The 16,143-nt window shown below is 71.0% G+C and carries 15 protein-coding genes; 10 read left to right on the forward strand and 5 right to left on the reverse strand.

What is annotated here, in order from left to right; all coding sequences use genetic code 11:
• Positions 1-69 precede the first annotated feature (69 nt).
• The gene (locus ASD16_RS09180; RefSeq protein ID WP_055916088.1) at positions 70-1,854 is read left to right on the forward strand and encodes an ABC transporter ATP-binding protein; all 1,785 of its coding nucleotides are present in this window, start codon (positions 70-72) and stop codon (positions 1,852-1,854) included.
• 72 nt (positions 1,855-1,926) lie between these two features.
• On the opposite strand, the gene ASD16_RS09185 is transcribed toward ASD16_RS09180, so the two are convergent.
• Positions 1,927-2,610 (reverse strand): DUF4386 domain-containing protein, encoded by a 684-nt coding sequence (locus ASD16_RS09185; protein WP_055916089.1) that lies wholly within the window; start codon positions 2,608-2,610, stop codon positions 1,927-1,929.
• A 130-nt stretch (positions 2,611-2,740) separates the two neighbouring features.
• Here ASD16_RS09185 and ASD16_RS09190 point away from each other — a divergent pair, with 130 nt between their 5' ends.
• The gene (locus ASD16_RS09190; RefSeq protein ID WP_055916091.1) at positions 2,741-3,943 is read left to right on the forward strand and encodes a sensor histidine kinase; all 1,203 of its coding nucleotides are present in this window, start codon (positions 2,741-2,743) and stop codon (positions 3,941-3,943) included.
• Positions 3,931-4,599 carry a response regulator transcription factor gene (locus tag ASD16_RS09195; protein WP_200942921.1) on the forward strand — a complete coding sequence of 223 codons (669 nt, stop codon included), beginning with the start codon at positions 3,931-3,933 and terminating at the stop codon, positions 4,597-4,599. Before ASD16_RS09190 ends, ASD16_RS09195 begins: the two co-directional genes overlap by 13 nt.
• On the opposite strand, the gene ASD16_RS09200 is transcribed toward ASD16_RS09195, so the two are convergent.
• Entirely contained in the window at positions 4,596-5,243 is a 648-nt protein-coding gene (locus ASD16_RS09200; RefSeq protein ID WP_055916093.1) for a GNAT family N-acetyltransferase, read from the reverse strand. The two genes, ASD16_RS09195 and ASD16_RS09200, sit on opposite strands and share 4 nt — an antisense overlap.
• 84 nt (positions 5,244-5,327) lie before the next feature.
• Here ASD16_RS09200 and ASD16_RS09205 point away from each other — a divergent pair, with 84 nt between their 5' ends.
• Genes ASD16_RS09205 through hisF form a run of 5 tightly spaced genes read left to right on the forward strand, consistent with a single transcriptional unit; the run spans position 5,328 to position 9,361 of the window.
• Positions 5,328-6,254 (forward strand): ABC transporter ATP-binding protein, encoded by a 927-nt coding sequence (locus tag ASD16_RS09205; RefSeq protein WP_055916096.1) that lies wholly within the window; start codon positions 5,328-5,330, stop codon positions 6,252-6,254.
• The gene (locus ASD16_RS09210; protein WP_055916098.1) at positions 6,251-7,087 is read left to right on the forward strand and encodes an ABC transporter permease; all 837 of its coding nucleotides are present in this window, start codon (positions 6,251-6,253) and stop codon (positions 7,085-7,087) included. The genes ASD16_RS09205 and ASD16_RS09210 overlap by 4 nt, the downstream gene beginning before the upstream one ends.
• The gene (locus tag ASD16_RS09215; protein ID WP_055916099.1) at positions 7,084-7,902 is read left to right on the forward strand and encodes an ABC transporter permease; all 819 of its coding nucleotides are present in this window, start codon (positions 7,084-7,086) and stop codon (positions 7,900-7,902) included. The genes ASD16_RS09210 and ASD16_RS09215 overlap by 4 nt, the downstream gene beginning before the upstream one ends.
• A gap of 42 nt (positions 7,903-7,944) precedes the next feature.
• Positions 7,945-8,574, forward strand: coding sequence for an imidazole glycerol phosphate synthase subunit HisH (hisH, locus tag ASD16_RS09220; protein ID WP_055916101.1), 630 nt, complete (start codon positions 7,945-7,947; stop codon positions 8,572-8,574).
• The gene (hisF, locus tag ASD16_RS09225; RefSeq protein WP_055916103.1) at positions 8,564-9,361 is read left to right on the forward strand and encodes an imidazole glycerol phosphate synthase subunit HisF; all 798 of its coding nucleotides are present in this window, start codon (positions 8,564-8,566) and stop codon (positions 9,359-9,361) included. The genes hisH and hisF overlap by 11 nt, the downstream gene beginning before the upstream one ends.
• A gap of 145 nt (positions 9,362-9,506) precedes the next feature.
• Here hisF and ASD16_RS09230 read toward each other — a convergent pair whose 3' ends face one another.
• On the reverse strand, positions 9,507-12,665 hold the full coding sequence (locus ASD16_RS09230) for a glycoside hydrolase family 9 protein (RefSeq protein WP_055916105.1): 3,159 nt from the start codon (positions 12,663-12,665) through the stop codon (positions 9,507-9,509).
• A 191-nt stretch (positions 12,666-12,856) separates the two neighbouring features.
• A complete protein-coding gene (locus ASD16_RS09235; RefSeq protein ID WP_082570732.1) occupies positions 12,857-13,813 on the reverse strand; it encodes a hypothetical protein in 957 nt (318 codons plus the stop codon).
• A gap of 141 nt (positions 13,814-13,954) precedes the next feature.
• Between ASD16_RS09235 and ASD16_RS09240 the strand changes: the two genes are divergently transcribed.
• Positions 13,955-14,494, forward strand: coding sequence for a peptidylprolyl isomerase (locus ASD16_RS09240; RefSeq protein WP_055916107.1), 540 nt, complete (start codon positions 13,955-13,957; stop codon positions 14,492-14,494).
• Between the two features lie 73 nt (positions 14,495-14,567).
• The gene (locus tag ASD16_RS09245; protein ID WP_235523225.1) at positions 14,568-15,389 is read left to right on the forward strand and encodes a rhomboid family intramembrane serine protease; all 822 of its coding nucleotides are present in this window, start codon (positions 14,568-14,570) and stop codon (positions 15,387-15,389) included.
• 331 nt (positions 15,390-15,720) lie between these two features.
• Here the strand turns inward: ASD16_RS09245 and crgA are convergent, their stop codons facing one another.
• Positions 15,721-15,969 (reverse strand): cell division protein CrgA, encoded by a 249-nt coding sequence (crgA, locus tag ASD16_RS09250; protein WP_055916109.1) that lies wholly within the window; start codon positions 15,967-15,969, stop codon positions 15,721-15,723.
• Between the last annotated feature and the right edge of the window lie 174 nt (positions 15,970-16,143).

Here is a 16,143-nt window from a genome sequence, read left to right on the forward strand (position 1 = left end):
CGTCGACGGCGACGAGGTCCCGGCGGACATGGCGACCGCCACGTCCGGGACGGCAACGGGAGGACGGCTGTGAGACAGACACTGAGCGGTTCGTGGGCTCTCATGCGCCTGGCGTACCGCATCGATCCCCGCCGGCTGCTGCTCGCGCTGGTGCTGATGCTGCTGCAGGCGCTCGCGCTGCCGCTGTCCGCGCCCGCCCTCGCCGCGGTGACGGACGCCGCGGTGGCCGGTGACGCGTCAGCGGCGACGAGTGCCGCGGTCGTCGTCGCGGTCCTGGTCATCGCGTCGTTGACCGCCGGCCACTTCGCGCACATCTTCTACTTCGAGCTCGGCGACCTCGCGGTCATGAAGCTGGAGCGCGAGCTCGTCGAGCTGGCCAACGGGTCACCGGGCCTCGAGCACCACGAGCGCCCCGACTACGCGGACAAGCTGCAGGTGCTGCGCGGCGAGCTCCACCGGTCGGGGTGGGGTTCGATGCAGGCGCTGCTCTCGAGCGTCGGGCTCGCCGTCGCCGTCGTGCTCACGGCGGTGCTGCTGGGCCGCGTCAACCCGTGGCTCCTGGCGCTGCCGCTGGCCGCGGTCCCGCCGCTCGTGCTGGGGCGGCGCGCGGAGAGCAGGCTCGCCGCGGCACGCGAGAGTGCCGCGCTGGAGAGCCGGCGTGCGCGTCACCTGTTCCTGCTCGCGAACGACGCGGGCCCCGCGAAGGAGCTGCGGGTGTGCGGGCTCGAGGACGAGCTGCGCTCGCGGCACGCTCGCGCGTGGGAGCTCGCGACGACGACCCTGTGGCGCGGTGAGCTGCAGGCGGGAGGGCTCCGGGTCGCCGGCCAGCTCGTCTTCGCCGCCGCGTACGTGGGGGCGACGCTGCTCGTCGTGCGGGACGCGGTCTCGGGTCAGCGGACCGTCGGCGACGTGATCCTCGTGATCACGCTCGCCGCGCAGGTGAACCAGCAGGTGACGTCGTCGGTCACGATCCTCCAGCAGCTCCAGCGTGCCGCGCGCACGGTCAACGACCTCGCGTGGGTCCGCCGGGTCGTGTCGGCGGAGACGACGCCGGGGACGGCTCCCGCTCCGGACCAGCTCCGGACGGGAATCACGTTCGAGGACGTCGCCTTCACGTACCCCGGTACGGACGCTCCCGTCCTCGCGGGGGTCGACCTGACGCTGCCGGCGGGGAGCACCGTCGCGATCGTCGGGGAGAACGGTGCGGGCAAGACGACGCTCGTGAAGCTCCTGTGCCGCTTCTACGAGGCGAGCAGCGGTGTGGTCCGCGTCGACGGCGAGGACCTGCGGGACATCGACGTCGACGCGTGGCGAGAGCGGGTGTCGGCCGGGTTCCAGGACTTCTGCCGGTTCGAGCTGGTCGCCCGGGAGAACGTCGGCGTCGGCGACCTGGAGAACATCGCGTCCGAGGATGCGGTCCTCGGGGCGCTGGGTCGCGCACACGCGCTCGACGTGCTGGACCGGCTCGACGACGGGCTCTCCACCCAGCTCGGCACGACGTACACCGACGGCGCACAGCTCTCGGGAGGTCAGTGGCAGAAGCTCGCGCTGGGCCGCGCCATGATGCGCGAGGCGCCGCTGCTCCTCGTGCTCGACGAACCGACGTCGGCGCTCGACGCCCAGGCCGAGCACGACCTCTTCGAGCAGTACGCGCGCCACGCGAGGCATGTCGGAGAGCTCTCCGGGGCGATCACGCTGCTCGTCTCGCACCGGTTCTCGACGGTGCGGATGGCCGACCTGATCCTCGTCGTCGCCGACGGGAGGGTGGCGGAGTCGGGCAGCCACGAGGAGCTGGTGGCGGCCGACGGTCTGTACGCCGAGCTGTTCGACCTGCAGGCCGCGGCCTACCGCTAGTCGGGGCCACGCCCTGGACGACGCGGGACATCGATGACCGATGTCCCGCGTCGTCGTCTCATGAGCAGGTCGTCACCGGGTGAGGACAGGCAGCTCGGCCGGGGCGGGCCGACGCACGCCGCGGACCAGCAGGTACCCGATCAGGGTCAGCTCGGCGACGGTGGTGACCGTGGCGACGACGCCGGTCAGGACGGTCGCGTCGGGAAGACCGAAGAGGATCACCGGGTCGAGCACCCAGGCGACGGAGCCGGCGATCAGGAGCACGCCGAGCCAGGTCGGGAACAGGGTGGTCCGGACCGCGGCCCAGCCCATCGGGAGCAGCCAGAGACCGAAGAAGACCCCGCCGAGCGCGTAGCCGTACCTGTGCAGGTCGAGCAGCAGCAGGGTGGTCGCCGCGTCGTACGCGGGGTCGGTCGCGGTGAGCAGGGCGACGACCTGGAACGTGAGGTTGACCAGGATCGAGCCGGCGCCGACGGCGACGAACACCAGGAGTGCGGTCCCCGCCCGGCGGTGCACGCCGTCGAGCAGCCGGAAGAGCGTGAGGCCGAGGAGCACGAAGACGACGGCCATGAGGATGTCGGCCACCAGGCTGAGCCGGAACAGGGTCTCGTGCTCGACGATCCCGGCGGCGGTGGCCGCCGCGTCGGCGGGCACGTACACGGAGCCGCGTGCCACCAGCTGCGCCCAGGCGCCGAGCACGGCGAGCAGGAGGTACAGGGTGCCCGCGGTGCGCGCGAGCGTGAGTGGTCTGGTCATGGCCCCACCGTGGCGGTGCCCGGTACGCCGCAGCATCGGCGCTGCGGTCAGCCCAGGCTCCACCGGACGGTGGAGACGGAGCGGCCGGAAGGTGGGCGAAGGGCGCTGACCCACTGCCTAGGCTGCCGTCATGCTCTTCGCGACCCCGACCCCCCCGCAGGCCGCGCTGTCGCGCTGGTCCCGGGTGTGGCGTTACTTGGTCGCGGCCGTCGTGGGGCTGGGCGCCTGGGCGGTGACGCTCGCCGAGCACACCAGCTTCATGCCCGAGCTGAGCGGCGTCGTGGTCGTGCTGACCGCGCTCGACCTGCTCCTCGGGGTGGTCACCCTCTGCCTGCTGCCGCTGCGCCGGCGGTACCCGGTGGCGGTCGCGTGCCTGACCCTCGCCGCCACGACCGTCTCGACGGCGAGCATCGGGCCGGCGACGATCGCGCTGGTCTCGATGGCCACCTGGCGCCGACGGTCGTGGGTGGTCGTCACCGCAGCGGTCGCGCTCGTCACGGGGGTGGTGTCGGAGGTCTACTACCGCACGGCCTTCCCCGGCCCTCCGACCGAGGGCTTCGAGGTCCTGCTGGCCGTCCTGGTCGGCATCATCTACTTCATCGCCACGATGGCCACGGGCTACTACATCGGCACCCGTCGCGAGCTGGTCGCGTCCCTCCAGGAACAGGTGGCGACGGCGGACCGCGAGCGGGAGCTGGCCTCGGAGCGGGCGCGAGACGCGGAGCGGACCCGGATCGCGCGGGAGATGCACGACGTCCTGGCGCACCGGATCTCCCTGGTCGCGCTGCACGCGGGAGCGTTGGCCTACCGGGACGACCTCACCCGCGAGGAGACCCGGGAGACGGCGCAGACCATCCAGTCGAACGCGCAGCTCGCCCTCAGTGAGCTCCGGCAGGTGCTCGGGGTGCTGCGGGCCGGGGCGGACGCGGTCGGCATCGAACCTCCGCAGCCCACCCTGGCGGAGCTTCCCGCCCTGCTGGCCGACGCCCGGGAGGCCGGGTCGGACGTCACGCTCGACACCACGGACCTGGCCGGGGAGCCCGGACCGCAGACGCTGTCCCGCACGTCGTTCCGGATCGTCCAGGAGGCCCTGACCAATGCCCGCAAGCACGCACCCGGTGAGCCCGTGAGCGTCCGGCTGGCCGGCGGACCCGGCGGCCGGCTCCAGATCGAGGTGCGGAACAGGGTCGGCGCGCTGCCCGGCGGGCGTCCCGGCGGGGTCGGCCTCGCGGGCCTGACCGAGCGGGCCGAGCTGGCGGGCGGCGAGCTCGAGCACGGCGTGGGGCGCGACGGGCAGTTCGTCGTCGAGGCGAGGCTGCCGTGGCCGGCGTGAGCACCGTGCGCGTGGTCGTGGTGGACGACGATCCCCTGGTGCGCGCCGGGCTGCGGATGATCCTCGGCGGTGCGCCCGACCTGGACGTCGTGGGCGAGGCGGTCGACGGGCAGGACGCGCTGGACGTGATCGCCCGTGAGCTCCCCGACGTGGTGCTCATGGACATCCGGATGCCCCGGATGGACGGGCTCGCGGCGACCCGACGGCTCAAGGAGCGAGGCACCAGCGCGCGCATCATCGTGCTGACCACGTTCGACACCGACGAGATGGTCCTGACCGCCCTCCAGCTCGGCGCCTCCGGGTTCCTGCTCAAGGACACCGCCCCTGCCGACCTCGTCGTCGCCGTGCGTCGGGTCGCGCTCGGTGAGCCCATGCTGTCGCCGAGCGTGACCAACCAGCTGATCGCGGCGGTCACCCGACCGTCCGACGACGGGCGGCGACGCAAGGCCCGCACGCTCCTCGCGCGCCTCACCGAGCGGGAGCGGGAGGTGGCCGACGCGGTGTCCGACGGGATGACGAACACCGAGATCGCCCGGTCGCTGCACCTCGGGGTCGCCACGGTGAAGACGCACGTGGGCAGCGTGTTCACCAAGCTGGAGGTGACCAACCGCGTGCAGGTGGCGCGGTACGTGCACGACGCTGCCGACGACCGCTAGATGCCGAGCTGTTCCCGGGCGCCGTCGACGCCGACGAGGGTGACCTCGGGACGCAGACCGGCCGGCCGCGCGTCCCAGGCAGCACGGTCCAGCACGTACCGACGGCTCGTGGCGGGCTTCCCCTCGCGGGCGAGGACGTCGACGCCGTTCTCGGTGTAGCCGATGCGGCGCGTGACGCCGTTGGACGGGGCGTTGTCGTCGAACGCGCTGGTCGTCGCGCGCAGGCCGTCGAACCCCTCGAAGAACAGGTGCAGGATCATCAGGCGCATGCGGGTGCCGATGCCCTGACCGTGGTGGCGCAGGCCGAGCCACGAGCCGGTCTCGGCGGTGCGCGTGACGGGGAAGTCGTGGGCCCCCAGTCCCTGGCTGCCCAGCACCTCGCCGTCGCGCACCACGGCGAGCTCGAGGTTCCACTTCGCGGGGGTCGCCGACGCGCGCGCACCCCACTGGTAGGTGAGCACGCTGCGGGCCACCTCGGTCGGGGTGCCGCGCGTCCAGGACACGGTGAACGGCATCGCGTCGGGGGTGTGGACACCGTCGGCGGCCAGCCGCGCGAGCGCGTGGACGTCCGCGTCGTCCATGTACCGCAGCTCGAGGTCGCCGCTGCGGACGCGCAGGGCTGCGAGGGGCCAGAGGTCGTCCATCGGTGCAGGCTGCCCGGCGACGCTGCCCCGGTCAACCGGATTGTGCTGGGGCGCTGTCGGTCGTCTCGTCTAGGTTGGACCGCTGTGACCGCACCCGTCATCGCCGCCCACGGCCTCACCAAGCGCTTCGGCGACTTCACCGCCGTCGACGGCATCGACTTCGAGGTCCCGCCCGGGGAGTCGTTCGGTCTCCTCGGCCCCAACGGTGCGGGCAAGTCCACGACCATGCGGATGGTCGGAGCGGTGTCGCAGCGCACCGCCGGAGACCTGACGGTCCTCGGCCTCGACCCCGACTCCCACGGCCCCGAGATCCGCTCGCTGCTCGGGGTGGTGCCGCAGGAGGACAACCTCGACACCGAGCTGCGCGTGCGCGACAACCTGATCGTCTACGGCCGCTACTTCGGCATCCCCCGGTCGGTGTGCGCGACGCGGGCCGACGAGCTCCTGGGCTTCGCGCAGCTGGAGGAGAAGCGCAACGCCAAGGTCGACGACCTGTCGGGCGGCATGAAGCGGCGCCTGACCATCGCCCGCGCGCTGATCAACGAGCCGCGCATCCTCATGCTCGACGAGCCGACGACCGGCCTCGACCCGCAGGCCCGGCACGTGCTCTGGGACCGGCTGTTCCGACTCAAGGAGCGCGGCACCACCCTGGTGCTCACCACGCACTACATGGACGAGGCCGAGCAGCTGTGCGACCGGATCGTGGTCGTCGACAAGGGCGCGATCATGGCCGAGGGCAGCCCGTCCGCGCTGATCCGGCAGTACTCGACGCGCGAGGTGGTCGAGCTGCGGTTCGGGTCGGAGCGCAACGCGGAGGCCGCGGTGCGGATGGCCGGGCTGGTGGAGCGGATCGAGGTGCTCCCCGACCGGGTGCTGCTGTACGCGGACGACGGCGAGGCGGTGCTGGAGCGCGTGACCGACCTCGGCCTGCACCCGACGACGTCGCTGGTGCGCCGGTCCAGCCTGGAGGACGTGTTCCTGCGGCTCACGGGACGGAGCCTCATCGAATGACGACGACTCTGACCGACGCAGCCGTCGCGGCCGCGGCCAAGCCCCGGCGGTTCGGCGCCTGGTACATCGCGGAGCACCAGCTGCGCGGCATGAAGGCGTACGGCTGGACCATCGTGGCCGGCAGCGTCGGCAACCCGCTGCTCTACCTGCTGGGCATCGGGCTCGGCCTGGCGGCGTTCCTCGACCAGCCGATCGCGTCCGGCGCCGACGGGCTCGTGGACTACGTGTGGTTCGTCGCGCCCGCGCTCCTGGCCACGGCGGCGGTCACGGTCGCGATGGACGAGTTCACGTTCGTCATCATGGCCGGGTTCAAGTGGCGCCGGATCTTCTGGGGCATGAACGCGTCCCCGATCGCTCCGCCGCAGATCGCCGCCGGGCTGGTGATCTCGGTGGTGCTGCGGATGCTGTTCACCTGCACCATCTACTACCTGCTCATCCTGGCGTTCGGCGCGGTGGGCGACCCGGTGACCGGAGCGCTCATGCCGCTGGTCGGCGTGCTCGGCGGGTTGGCGTTCGGCCTGCCGCTGATGGCGTTCTCCGCGAGCCTGACCGAGGACAAGGGGCAGTTCGCGCTGGTGCAGCGGTTCGTCTTCACGCCGCTGTTCCTGTTCTCGGGCACGTTCTTCCCGCTCACCACGCTCCCGGTCTGGTTGCAGTGGATCGGCTGGATCTCGCCCCTGTGGCATGCGAGCGAGATCGGCCGGACCCTCTCGTACGGGTCGCCCCCGGGGGCGTGGCCGGTCGGCTGGCACCTCGCGGTCCTGGTCGTGCTCGCCGTCGTCGGCTGGGTGGTCGCGCGGCGCGTGTTCGTGAGGAGGTTGCGGGCCGGATGACGACCACCACGACCGAACCCACCCACAAGGCCACGATCAGCTCGCTGTACGCGCGCAACGCGCGCGCGGTCGTCGCCCGCGGGCTCAAGGCGACCAAGAGCAGCAACTGGGTCATCGTGCTGTCCGGCTTCTTCGAGCCGGTGTTCTTCCTGCTGGCGATGGGCCTCGGGCTGGGCACGTTCATCGGCGACGTCGAGCTGCCGAACGGCACGTCGGTGTCGTACGCGGCCTTCATCGCGCCGGCGCTCCTCGCGGTCTCCGCGATGAACGGCGCCGTGTACGACTCGACGTGGAACGTGTTCTTCAAGATGCACTTCGGCAAGCTCTACGACGGGATGCTCGCCACGTCGCTGGGCCCGCTGGACGTGGCGTTCGGCGAGATCACGTACGCACTGCTGCGCGGCGGTGTCTACGCCATCGGCTTCCTGACCGTCATGCAGGTCATGGGCCTGAACCTCGCGTGGAGCGCCGCGCTGGCCATCCCCGCCGTGCTGCTCGTGGCGTTCGGGTTCGCCAGCGTCGGGATGGCCGTCACCAGCTACATGAAGACGTTCCAGCAGATGGACTGGATCAACTTCGTGATGCTGCCGATGTTCCTGTTCTCGGCGACGTTCTACCCGATCACCGTCTACCCCGGCTGGATCCAGGGACTGATCAAGGCGCTGCCGCTGTGGCACGCCGTGGAGCTGGTCCGTGGCCTGACGCTCGGGGTGCTCGACGGCTCGATGCTCACGCACGTGGCCTACTTCGTCGTGATGATCGGCCTGGGTCTGGCGTTCACGACCGTCCGGTTGAGGGCGCTGTTCCTCGACTGACGTCCGGCATGTGAGACAGGTGTCCAGTGTAGGATTGGGCAAGTGATCGGGATCATCGACTACCGCACCGGTAATTCGCAGAGCATTTCTTATGCGCTCGAACATCTCGGTGTCCCGCACGCGCTCGTGACCAAGCCGGGTGAGTGCGACGAGGTCGACAAGTACATCCTGCCCGGGGTCGGAGCCGCCGGCGTGACCATGGAGTCGCTGGCGCAGGAAGGGTGGATCGACCACCTCACCGAGAAGGTTCTGGGCGATGGCCAGGGGTTTCTCGGCGTGTGCGTCGGGCTCCAGGTGCTGTTCGAGCACTCCGCGGAAGGGGATGTCGAGTGCCTCGGCTGGCTCCGGGGCAGCGTCCACGAGTTCGACAACTCCCAGGTCCGCGTGCCGCACATGGGCTGGAACAATGTCGACGTGCGCGGCGACCACCCCTTTTCCCGCGCATTCACGCCGGGTGGCTACTACTACTTCGTGAATTCATTCTTTGCGCGGCCCACCGACGATTCCACCCTGGTTGGTGTGACCACGTACGGCCAGGAGTTCGCGGCGGCCGTCGCGCACAAGAACATCATGGCGACGCAGTTCCACACCGAGAAGAGCGCGCGCGCCGGCCTGCAGGTGCTCAAGTCGTTCTGCGACCTCGACATCAAGGACGTGAACGATGCTCGCTAACCGGCTCATCGCCTGCTTCGACGTCAAGGACGGGCGCGTCACCAAGGCCCAGCAGTTCCAGGACAACATCGACGTGGGGGACCCGGCCGAGCTGGCCGACCGGCTGTACCACGAGGACGTCGACGAGATCGTCATCTACGACATCATGGCCAGCGCCCAGAAGCGGCAGATCGACCTGGCCATGGTCCGCAAGGCGGCGCACCGCACGTTCGTCCCACTGACGGTCGGTGGCGGCATCCGGCACCTCGAGGACATGCACGAGGTCCTGCGCGCCGGTGCGGAGAAGATCAGCATCGACTCCATGGCCGTCCGCAACCCGCAGATCATCACGCAGGGGTCGGTCGAGTTCGGCCGGCAGTGCATCGTGCTGAGCATGCAGGTCAAGCGCGTGGAGAAGACCGCGAAGATCCCCAGCGGCTACGAGATCGCCATCGACGGTGCGCGGACGTTCACCGGCATGGACGCGGTCGAGTGGGCCAGGCGGGGTCAGGACCTCGGGGCCGGCGAGATCGTGGTGAACAGCATCGACCGCGACGGGACGGGATCCGGCTACGACCTGGACATCACGCAGCAGATCACCGAGGCGGTCTCGCTGCCGGTCATCGCGTCGGGCGGAGCGGGCCTGGTCAGCCACGTGGCGGACGCGTTCCGGATCGGTGCCACGGGGGCGATCACGAGCTCGATGCTCTACTCGCCGCGCGTCGAGCACACCCTCACCGTCGGGGAGATGAAGGCGCAGCTGGCCGACCTGGGCGAGCGTGTGCGCCCGGTGCACAGCGCCGACTGACAGCGCACGCTCACGACGGGCGCCCCCTCACCGAGGGAGGCGCCCTTCGTCGTCCCTCCCCGCCGACCCACCCTCGTGCACGCCGAAGGGCGCCCACCCCGGTCAGCGAGGTGGACGCCCTTCGTCGTCGCGCAGTCGTCTCAGGTCAGCCGACCGTGCAGGTCGCCCCGTTCACCGTGAAGGCGGTCGGGGCCGTGTTGGTGCCGGTGTGCGACCCGTTGAACCCGATGTCCGTGCTGGCCCCCGGGGCGAGGGTGGCGTTCCACCCGAGCCCGGTCGCCGTCACGGCGGACCCCGTCTGGGACCACGTGGCGCTCCAGCCCTGGGTCACCTGCTGGCCCGAGGGGAAGGTGAACGCGAGCTTCCAGGTCAGCGGCGAGGTCGACGTGTTGGTGACCTTCACGCTGCCCGTGAAGCCCACGTTCCAGCTGTTGGCCGAGTACGTCACGGCGCAGCTGCTGGTGGACGTCGTCGGGAGGGTCGTGAAGGTGACCGACGAGCTCGCCGCCGAGGTGTTGCCGGCCGCGTCCTTGGCCCGCACCGCGTACGTGTACGCGGTGTTCGCCGTGAGCCCGGTGAGGGTCGTCGACGCCGACGTCGGCGAGGCCACCAGGGTCGAGGTCGAGCCCTGGACCCGGTACACGTCGTACCCGGCCAGCCCGCTGCCACCGGAGTCGGTCGACGCGGTCCAGGTGAGGGTCGCGCCGGTCTGGGTGATCGACGAGGCCGCCGGGGTGCCGGGCACGGTGGGCGCCGTGGTGTCGGCGGCGGTCGTGGTGGTGAACGTGACCGCGGTCGAGGGCGACGAGGTATAGCCGAGCGAGTCCTTGGCCCGCACCGTGTAGGTGTACGCGGTCCCGGCGGCGAGGCCGGTGAGCGCGAACGTCGTGCCGGTGGCCGTGCCGACGACTGTGCTCGTCGACCCGCTGACCCGGAGCACCTCGTACCCGCTCAGCGGGTTGGTCCCCGCGGTGGAGGCCGTCCAGGTCAGGGTGGCCCCCGACGAGGTGACGGACGACGCGACGGGGGTCCCCGGCGTGGTCGGCGGGATGACGCCGTCGTTCGGGGCCGCCGTCGTGAACGTGCCGGCCGACGACGCGGCCGAGACGTTGCCCGCGACGTCCTTCGCCTTGACCGTGTACGAGTACGCGGTGCTCGGCGTGAGGCCGGACAGGATCGTCGACGCCGACGTGGTGGAGGCCACGAGGGTCGAGGTCGACCCCTGCACCCGGTACACGTCGTACCCGGCGACACCGCTGCCCGAGTCCGTGGACGCCGTCCAGCTCAGCGACGCACCCGTGGAGGTGATGCCGGACGCCACGGGGGTGCCGGGCACGCTCGGTGCAGTGGTGTCGGTGACCGTGCCGGTGGGCTCGGTGCCCCAGATCAGCTTGCCGCCGTCATAGAGCGTGATCGCCTTGGTCTTGGCCAGCGCGGTGCTGTTCAGACCGGCTGCCGACGGGTCGTTCGCCGCGTTCCACGTGGAACCGCCGGTCACCCGGAACTGCAGCTCACGCCGGTGCTGGGACTGACCGCCGGGGTAGATGTTCTGGCCGACGCAGCTCAGCTCGGCGTAGTAGAGCGTGCCGCCCGCGCTGACCGGCTTCGCCGTCTGCGGACCGCACTCGCTGTAGTTGGCCGAGAGCGACAGGTTCGCCGCCGAGTCACCGGAGTCGAGCGTGAACCAGTAGCGCAGCGTGCCGTTCTTCAACGCCCGCGCCGGGAACGCCGACTGGTTGCGGATCATGGCCTTGACCTCGGTGAACGTGCCACCGGGGGGCTGGTTGAACATGGCCTCGACGAAGATCTCGTCGCCGTCCGGCTGCTCGGCGACGGGGAAGCCCGACAGCGCGGTGCCGCCGTACTCCTGCGTCAGCCGCGCGAGCGCGCTCGAGAACCCGGCGTTGTAGTCCGTGGCCACCTCGTTGGCGGTGTAGTCGGACCGCAGGTCGGTGTAGGAGTCGTTCGCCCCGCTGGGTCCGCCGACGAGCGCGCCGTACAGGACGTGCCGCGTCGCGGTCGGCGCGGTCAGGGAGTCGAGCCATGAGCCGTGCGCGGTGCGGTGGTGCGGGTTCTGCGGCGGGTTGGCGCCGAAGCCCACGACGTAGCTGGACTTGCGGGGGTTGTCGCCGAGCGCGTAGTTGATCTGGCGGACACCGAAGTCGTGGTACCGCGCCTTGCGCGTGGCGTCGGTCAGCCAGTCGGAGTAGACGAGCGCGACGAACGACGTGTTCGCGGCGTAGCGCAGCGATCCCCACGAGTCGAGGACGGCCTGGCCGCCGGGCGAGTACGGGATCCGCTGGCCGTTCACGCCGACCGTCCAGTAGTCGAGCCACCGGTTGGCGTCGTCGATGTACTGCTGCTTGCCGGTCGCCATGGCGAGCAGCGGGTACATCGCGTAGGACTTGTCGTCCCACGCGACGGTCCACTTGTAGGACCGGGTCGTCGTCTGGTTCTCGACGCTCAGCTTCTGGTACTCCGCCTCCGCCTTGGCCAGGTACGTGGCGTCACCGGTCGCCTTGTAGAGCCAGTACGCGCCCCAGACGAGCTCGTCCTGGTAGCCGGACCACGACTTGTAGTACGCCGCCGCGGCTGTGACGCAGTCGGAGTACTTGCCGCGGTACGTGTCCGCGAACGAGTAGAGCTGCTTGGCGTGCGACAGCAGCGTCGCGGAGTAGGTCGGGTCGTCGGTCTTGAACACGATGGACGCCGACGCCAGCGACGCTGCGGTCTCGCCGGCGACGTCCGATCCGGGGCAGGACGCGCTGACCTTGTACGACGGCCGCGCCATCGCCATGACCTCGGCGGGTCCCCACCACTTGTGGTCGGCCTCGCCGTCACCGATCTGCACGTAGAGCTCGTTGGGCGCGGTGTGCGCCTTGATGAAGTAGTCGTTGACCCACCGCAGGTTGCCCTTGAGCTCGTCGAGCTGGCCGGCCTTGGTGTAGCCCTGCGGCGCGGCGATGGCGCCCCACGCGAGCATGGTCGAGCTGAACGCCATCGGCAGGCCGAACTTCACGTGGTCGCCCGCGTCGTACCAGCCACCCGTCAGGTCCTTGCCGACGTCGGCGCCGTCGGTCAGCGCGGAGTCGCCGCGCCACGAGACGGGATTGTCGGCGGGCAGGTCACCGGCGCGCTGCGCCTGGTAGAAGAACATCGACTTCTGGAGCGCCTCGGCGTAGTTGTACGCCGGGTCCGCGGCAGTGGCGGCGCCGGCCAGCGGGGCGACGAGCAGCCCGGCGGCGACAGTGAGTGCGGTCGAGCACGCGATCGCGACGCGACCGCGGGATCTGGGGCGGGGCATGGGGTCCTCTTCCACGGCACGGGAGAAACAGGGGCCGGCGGGTGGCCCCGGCGTCGCCTCGCTGCGGCCCCGGCACGACGCGCCTGGCGCATCGTGCAGAGCGCCTGGTCCGAGGGTCAACGGCCAAAACGTTTCGGTAGACGACGACGGCCCCCGGTCCGAGGGGACCGGGGGCCGTGCGACGAGCTGGGTCAGACCTGCTTGTCGCGCTCCTCGAGGTCACGCACCGGGTCGGGGATGGGGCCGGCGGTCGGGTCCACGACCGGACCGGCGCCGGTGTCGACGACCGCGGGGGCCGTGACGTCGTCCGCCGGCTTCGTCGTGCGCCGCGTCGTGGCCTTCTTCGCCGCGTCCGTCGCGCCCGCAACCTTCTCCTTGGCGGCGTCGGTCGCCTCGGCAACCTTCTCGGTGGCGTCCGCGACCTTCTCCTTGGCGGCGTCCGTCACGGCGGAGACCTTCTCGGCGGCCTTGCGGGTGGCGTCGCGTCCCTTGGCGACGGCGCTGCCCGCCGCCTCACCGACGGCGTCGGCAGCATCGCCGACGCGGGTGTGCGCGGTGCCGGCGTCCGTCGGCTCCCACGGCTCGGCCCACGGGTCCACGCTCGAGCGCGAACGCGTCCAGGCGGCGACCCCCGCCCCGATGCCGATGAGGGCGGCGAGCAGCCAGAACACCTTGGCGCCGGTGTGCTTCTTCTTGCCGGACGCGGCCTCGGCCGCCGCGGCGAGGGCGGCCGCCTGCTTCTTGCCACCCTTGGCGGCGCTGCCGGCGGCCTGCTCGACCGCGGCGCCGGCGCGGACGGCGGCATCGTTCATCGCGGCGACCAGCTTGGGCAGGAGGTCGTCGACCAGCTTGTCGTGCGCCGTGTCGATGGCGGGCGACACCTTCTCGGCGGCGCTCTCCACCTTCGGCGCGGCTGCCTTCACGCTCTCCTTGTACAGGTGCTCCACCCGCGGCAGCAGCCAGTCGATGGCCTGCTCGACCTTCGGGGTGGTCCAGTCCTTGGCCTGGGCGGCCGCATCCCCGGCCTTTGACGCGGCGGTCCCGGCGGTCTCCTTGGCGCTCTTGGCGGCGTCGGCGAGCGTGGCACCCAGGTCGGCCAGCTTGTCGCTGTCGACTTCGATCTTTGCGCGGCTCTTGGTGAACGGCATTCTCGGCTCCCGGGTCGTCGGCTGCACTGGCCTCCCACTCTGCCACCGAGCGCGCGGCAGCGCAGGGGCTGTGGCCTGCAGACCTGTGTGATCCACGGCGTGATCTCCCTGCTCCCGAGGGCAGCGTGCGAGACTTCTCGCATGTTTGCGACCCTCCACACGACCGCCGGAGACATCCGGATCGAGCTGTACCCCAACCACGCGCCCCGCACGGTGCAGAACTTCACGGGGCTCGCCACGGGATCGACCCCGTGGACGGACCCGACCACCGGTGAGGAGCGGACCGACCCGCTGTACGACGGCGTCGTGTTCCACCGTGTGATCTCCGGGTTCATGATCCAGGGCGGGGACCCGCTGGGCACCGGCCGCGGGGGTCCGGGGTACACGTTCGACGACGAGATCCACCCCGAGCTGTCCTTCAACGAGCCCTACCTGCTCGCCATGGCCAACGCCGGCAAGCGCCTCGACCCCACCACGGGCAAGGTCGGCGGCACCAACGGCTCGCAGTTCTTCATCTCCGTGGCCCCCACCGAGTGGCTCAACGGCAAGCACACGATCTTCGGCAAGGTCGCCGACGACGAGAGCCGTGCCGTGGTCGACGCCATCGAGAGCACGCGCGTGCGTCCCGGTGACCGTCCCGTCGAGGACATCGTCATCAACTCGATCACCATCGAGGACTGAGGGCACCATCAGTCAGTCCCCCGACCCGGGCGCGCCGGTCGCGCCGCCGGTCTGCCCTCGGCACCCCGACCGGGTGTCGTACGTGCGGTGCCAGCGGTGCGGCCGGCCGACCTGTCCCGAGTGCCAGCGCCAGGCCGCCGTCGGCATCCACTGCGTCGACTGCGTCGCCGAGGCCGCCCGCGCGCTGCCGACCACGCGCACCGCCCTCGGTGGCGTCCGGCACGCGGGCCGGCCGATCGTCACGCTCACGCTGATCGGCCTGTGCGTGGTCAGCTTCGTCCTGCAGCTCGTCGTGCCCACGTGGACGACGCGCTGGCTCTTCGCGCCGATCCTCCTGGTCAGCGGGACGCCCATCGTCGCGCTGGAGGAGCCGTGGCGCTTCCTCACTGCGGCGTTCCTGCACTCCCCCGGGCAGTACCTGCACATCGTGTTCAACATGATCGCGCTGTGGTTCGTGGGGCCCACGCTCGAGAACACCCTCGGCCGCGCGCGGTACATCACCCTCTACCTGATGTCGGCCGTCGGCGGCTCCGTCGGCTCGGTGCTGCTGGCCAGCGCCACGGACAGCTGGGGCGTCAGCACGGTCGGTGCGTCCGGTGCGGTGTTCGGCCTGTTCGGCGCGATGCTCGTGATCAGCAGACGCCTGGGCGGCGACGTGCGCGGCATCCTCGTGCTCATCGGCATCAACCTGGCGCTCGGGTTCGTCATGTCGGGTGTCGCCTGGCAGGCGCACCTGGGCGGGCTGGTCACCGGTGGCCTTCTCGCGGCCGCCTACGCCTACGCGCCGCCGGCCCGGCGCAAGCTCGTCGCGATCCTCGCGCCGGTGGCGCTCGGTGTCGCGCTCGTCGTGGCCACGCTGCTCACGTACGCGTCGATCGGCGTCCTCTCCTTCTGACCGGTCCGGTGACGGCGATCCGGCGCGAGCCGCTGAACGACATCGTGCGGTGCTGCGCGCGCCCGCCGCACGATGGCCTGGAGAGCCGGTTTCGACGGCGCCAGCACCGTCCCCACCGTTCCCCACACCTGTGGAACTACAACCGTGTAGTTATCCACAGACTTGTGCACCACTGGGGACAGAGCCGATGTTCCTGCAGGTCAGAAACGCTGGTTGTGGACAGGTCGTCGGGTGAGGGTGGGGACGAAGCGGACATCGGGCGGGCCGGCCCCGGGGTCGACGAAGGCGCCGCCCGCGAGTGCGGACGGCGCCCATGGACGTGCGACCGGCGTCAGCGCCAGCGCGTGGTCATGGCGAACCCGGCGACGATGAAGCCGAACCCGATGAGCAGGTTCCACTGGTCGATGCCCGGGATCGGGTACTGCGACTGCGTGAGGTACGTGACGACGATCCAGGCCAGTCCGAGGATCATCAGCCCGAGCATCACGGGGAGGAACCAGGGTGCGTTGACCTTGGGTCCCGTCGACTTGGCGGGCGGCGGTGTGTACGTCGCCTTCTTGCGCGACTTCGACTCAGGCACGTCCGGTGCTCCTGTCCTGCGGCGATGCGGCCCTCGGGCCACGGGGGACCACGCGGGTGACGTCGTGGTCGTAGGGCGGTCGATCATGTTGCGACGGGACCGCATCGTCACGGACTCGTCGCTTCGTGACCTAGCGTAGTGCCCGCCCGTACTGTGCCCGACGTCGCACCCGCA

This window comes from Cellulomonas sp. Root485 (assembly GCF_001426705.1).
Taxonomy (GTDB): Bacteria; Actinomycetota; Actinomycetes; order Actinomycetales; family Cellulomonadaceae; genus Cellulomonas.

Bases quoted from the DNA above. Each gene is read 5' to 3' on its own strand.
- ASD16_RS09200 (WP_055916093.1), bottom strand. From the start codon at position 5,243: ATGGACGACCTCTGGCCCCTCGCAGCCCTGCGCGTCCGCAGCGGCGAC.
- ASD16_RS09190 (WP_055916091.1), top strand. From the start codon at position 2,741: ATGCTCTTCGCGACCCCGACCCCCCCGCAGGCCGCGCTGTCGCGCTGG.
- hisF (WP_055916103.1), top strand. From the start codon at position 8,564: ATGCTCGCTAACCGGCTCATCGCCTGCTTCGACGTCAAGGACGGGCGC.
- ASD16_RS09185 (WP_055916089.1), bottom strand. From the start codon at position 2,610: ATGACCAGACCACTCACGCTCGCGCGCACCGCGGGCACCCTGTACCTC.
- ASD16_RS09230 (WP_055916105.1), bottom strand. From the start codon at position 12,665: ATGCCCCGCCCCAGATCCCGCGGTCGCGTCGCGATCGCGTGCTCGACC.
- ASD16_RS09240 (WP_055916107.1), top strand. From the start codon at position 13,955: ATGTTTGCGACCCTCCACACGACCGCCGGAGACATCCGGATCGAGCTG.
- ASD16_RS09215 (WP_055916099.1), top strand. From the start codon at position 7,084: ATGACGACCACCACGACCGAACCCACCCACAAGGCCACGATCAGCTCG.
- ASD16_RS09235 (WP_082570732.1), bottom strand. From the start codon at position 13,813: ATGCCGTTCACCAAGAGCCGCGCAAAGATCGAAGTCGACAGCGACAAG.
- ASD16_RS09210 (WP_055916098.1), top strand. From the start codon at position 6,251: ATGACGACGACTCTGACCGACGCAGCCGTCGCGGCCGCGGCCAAGCCC.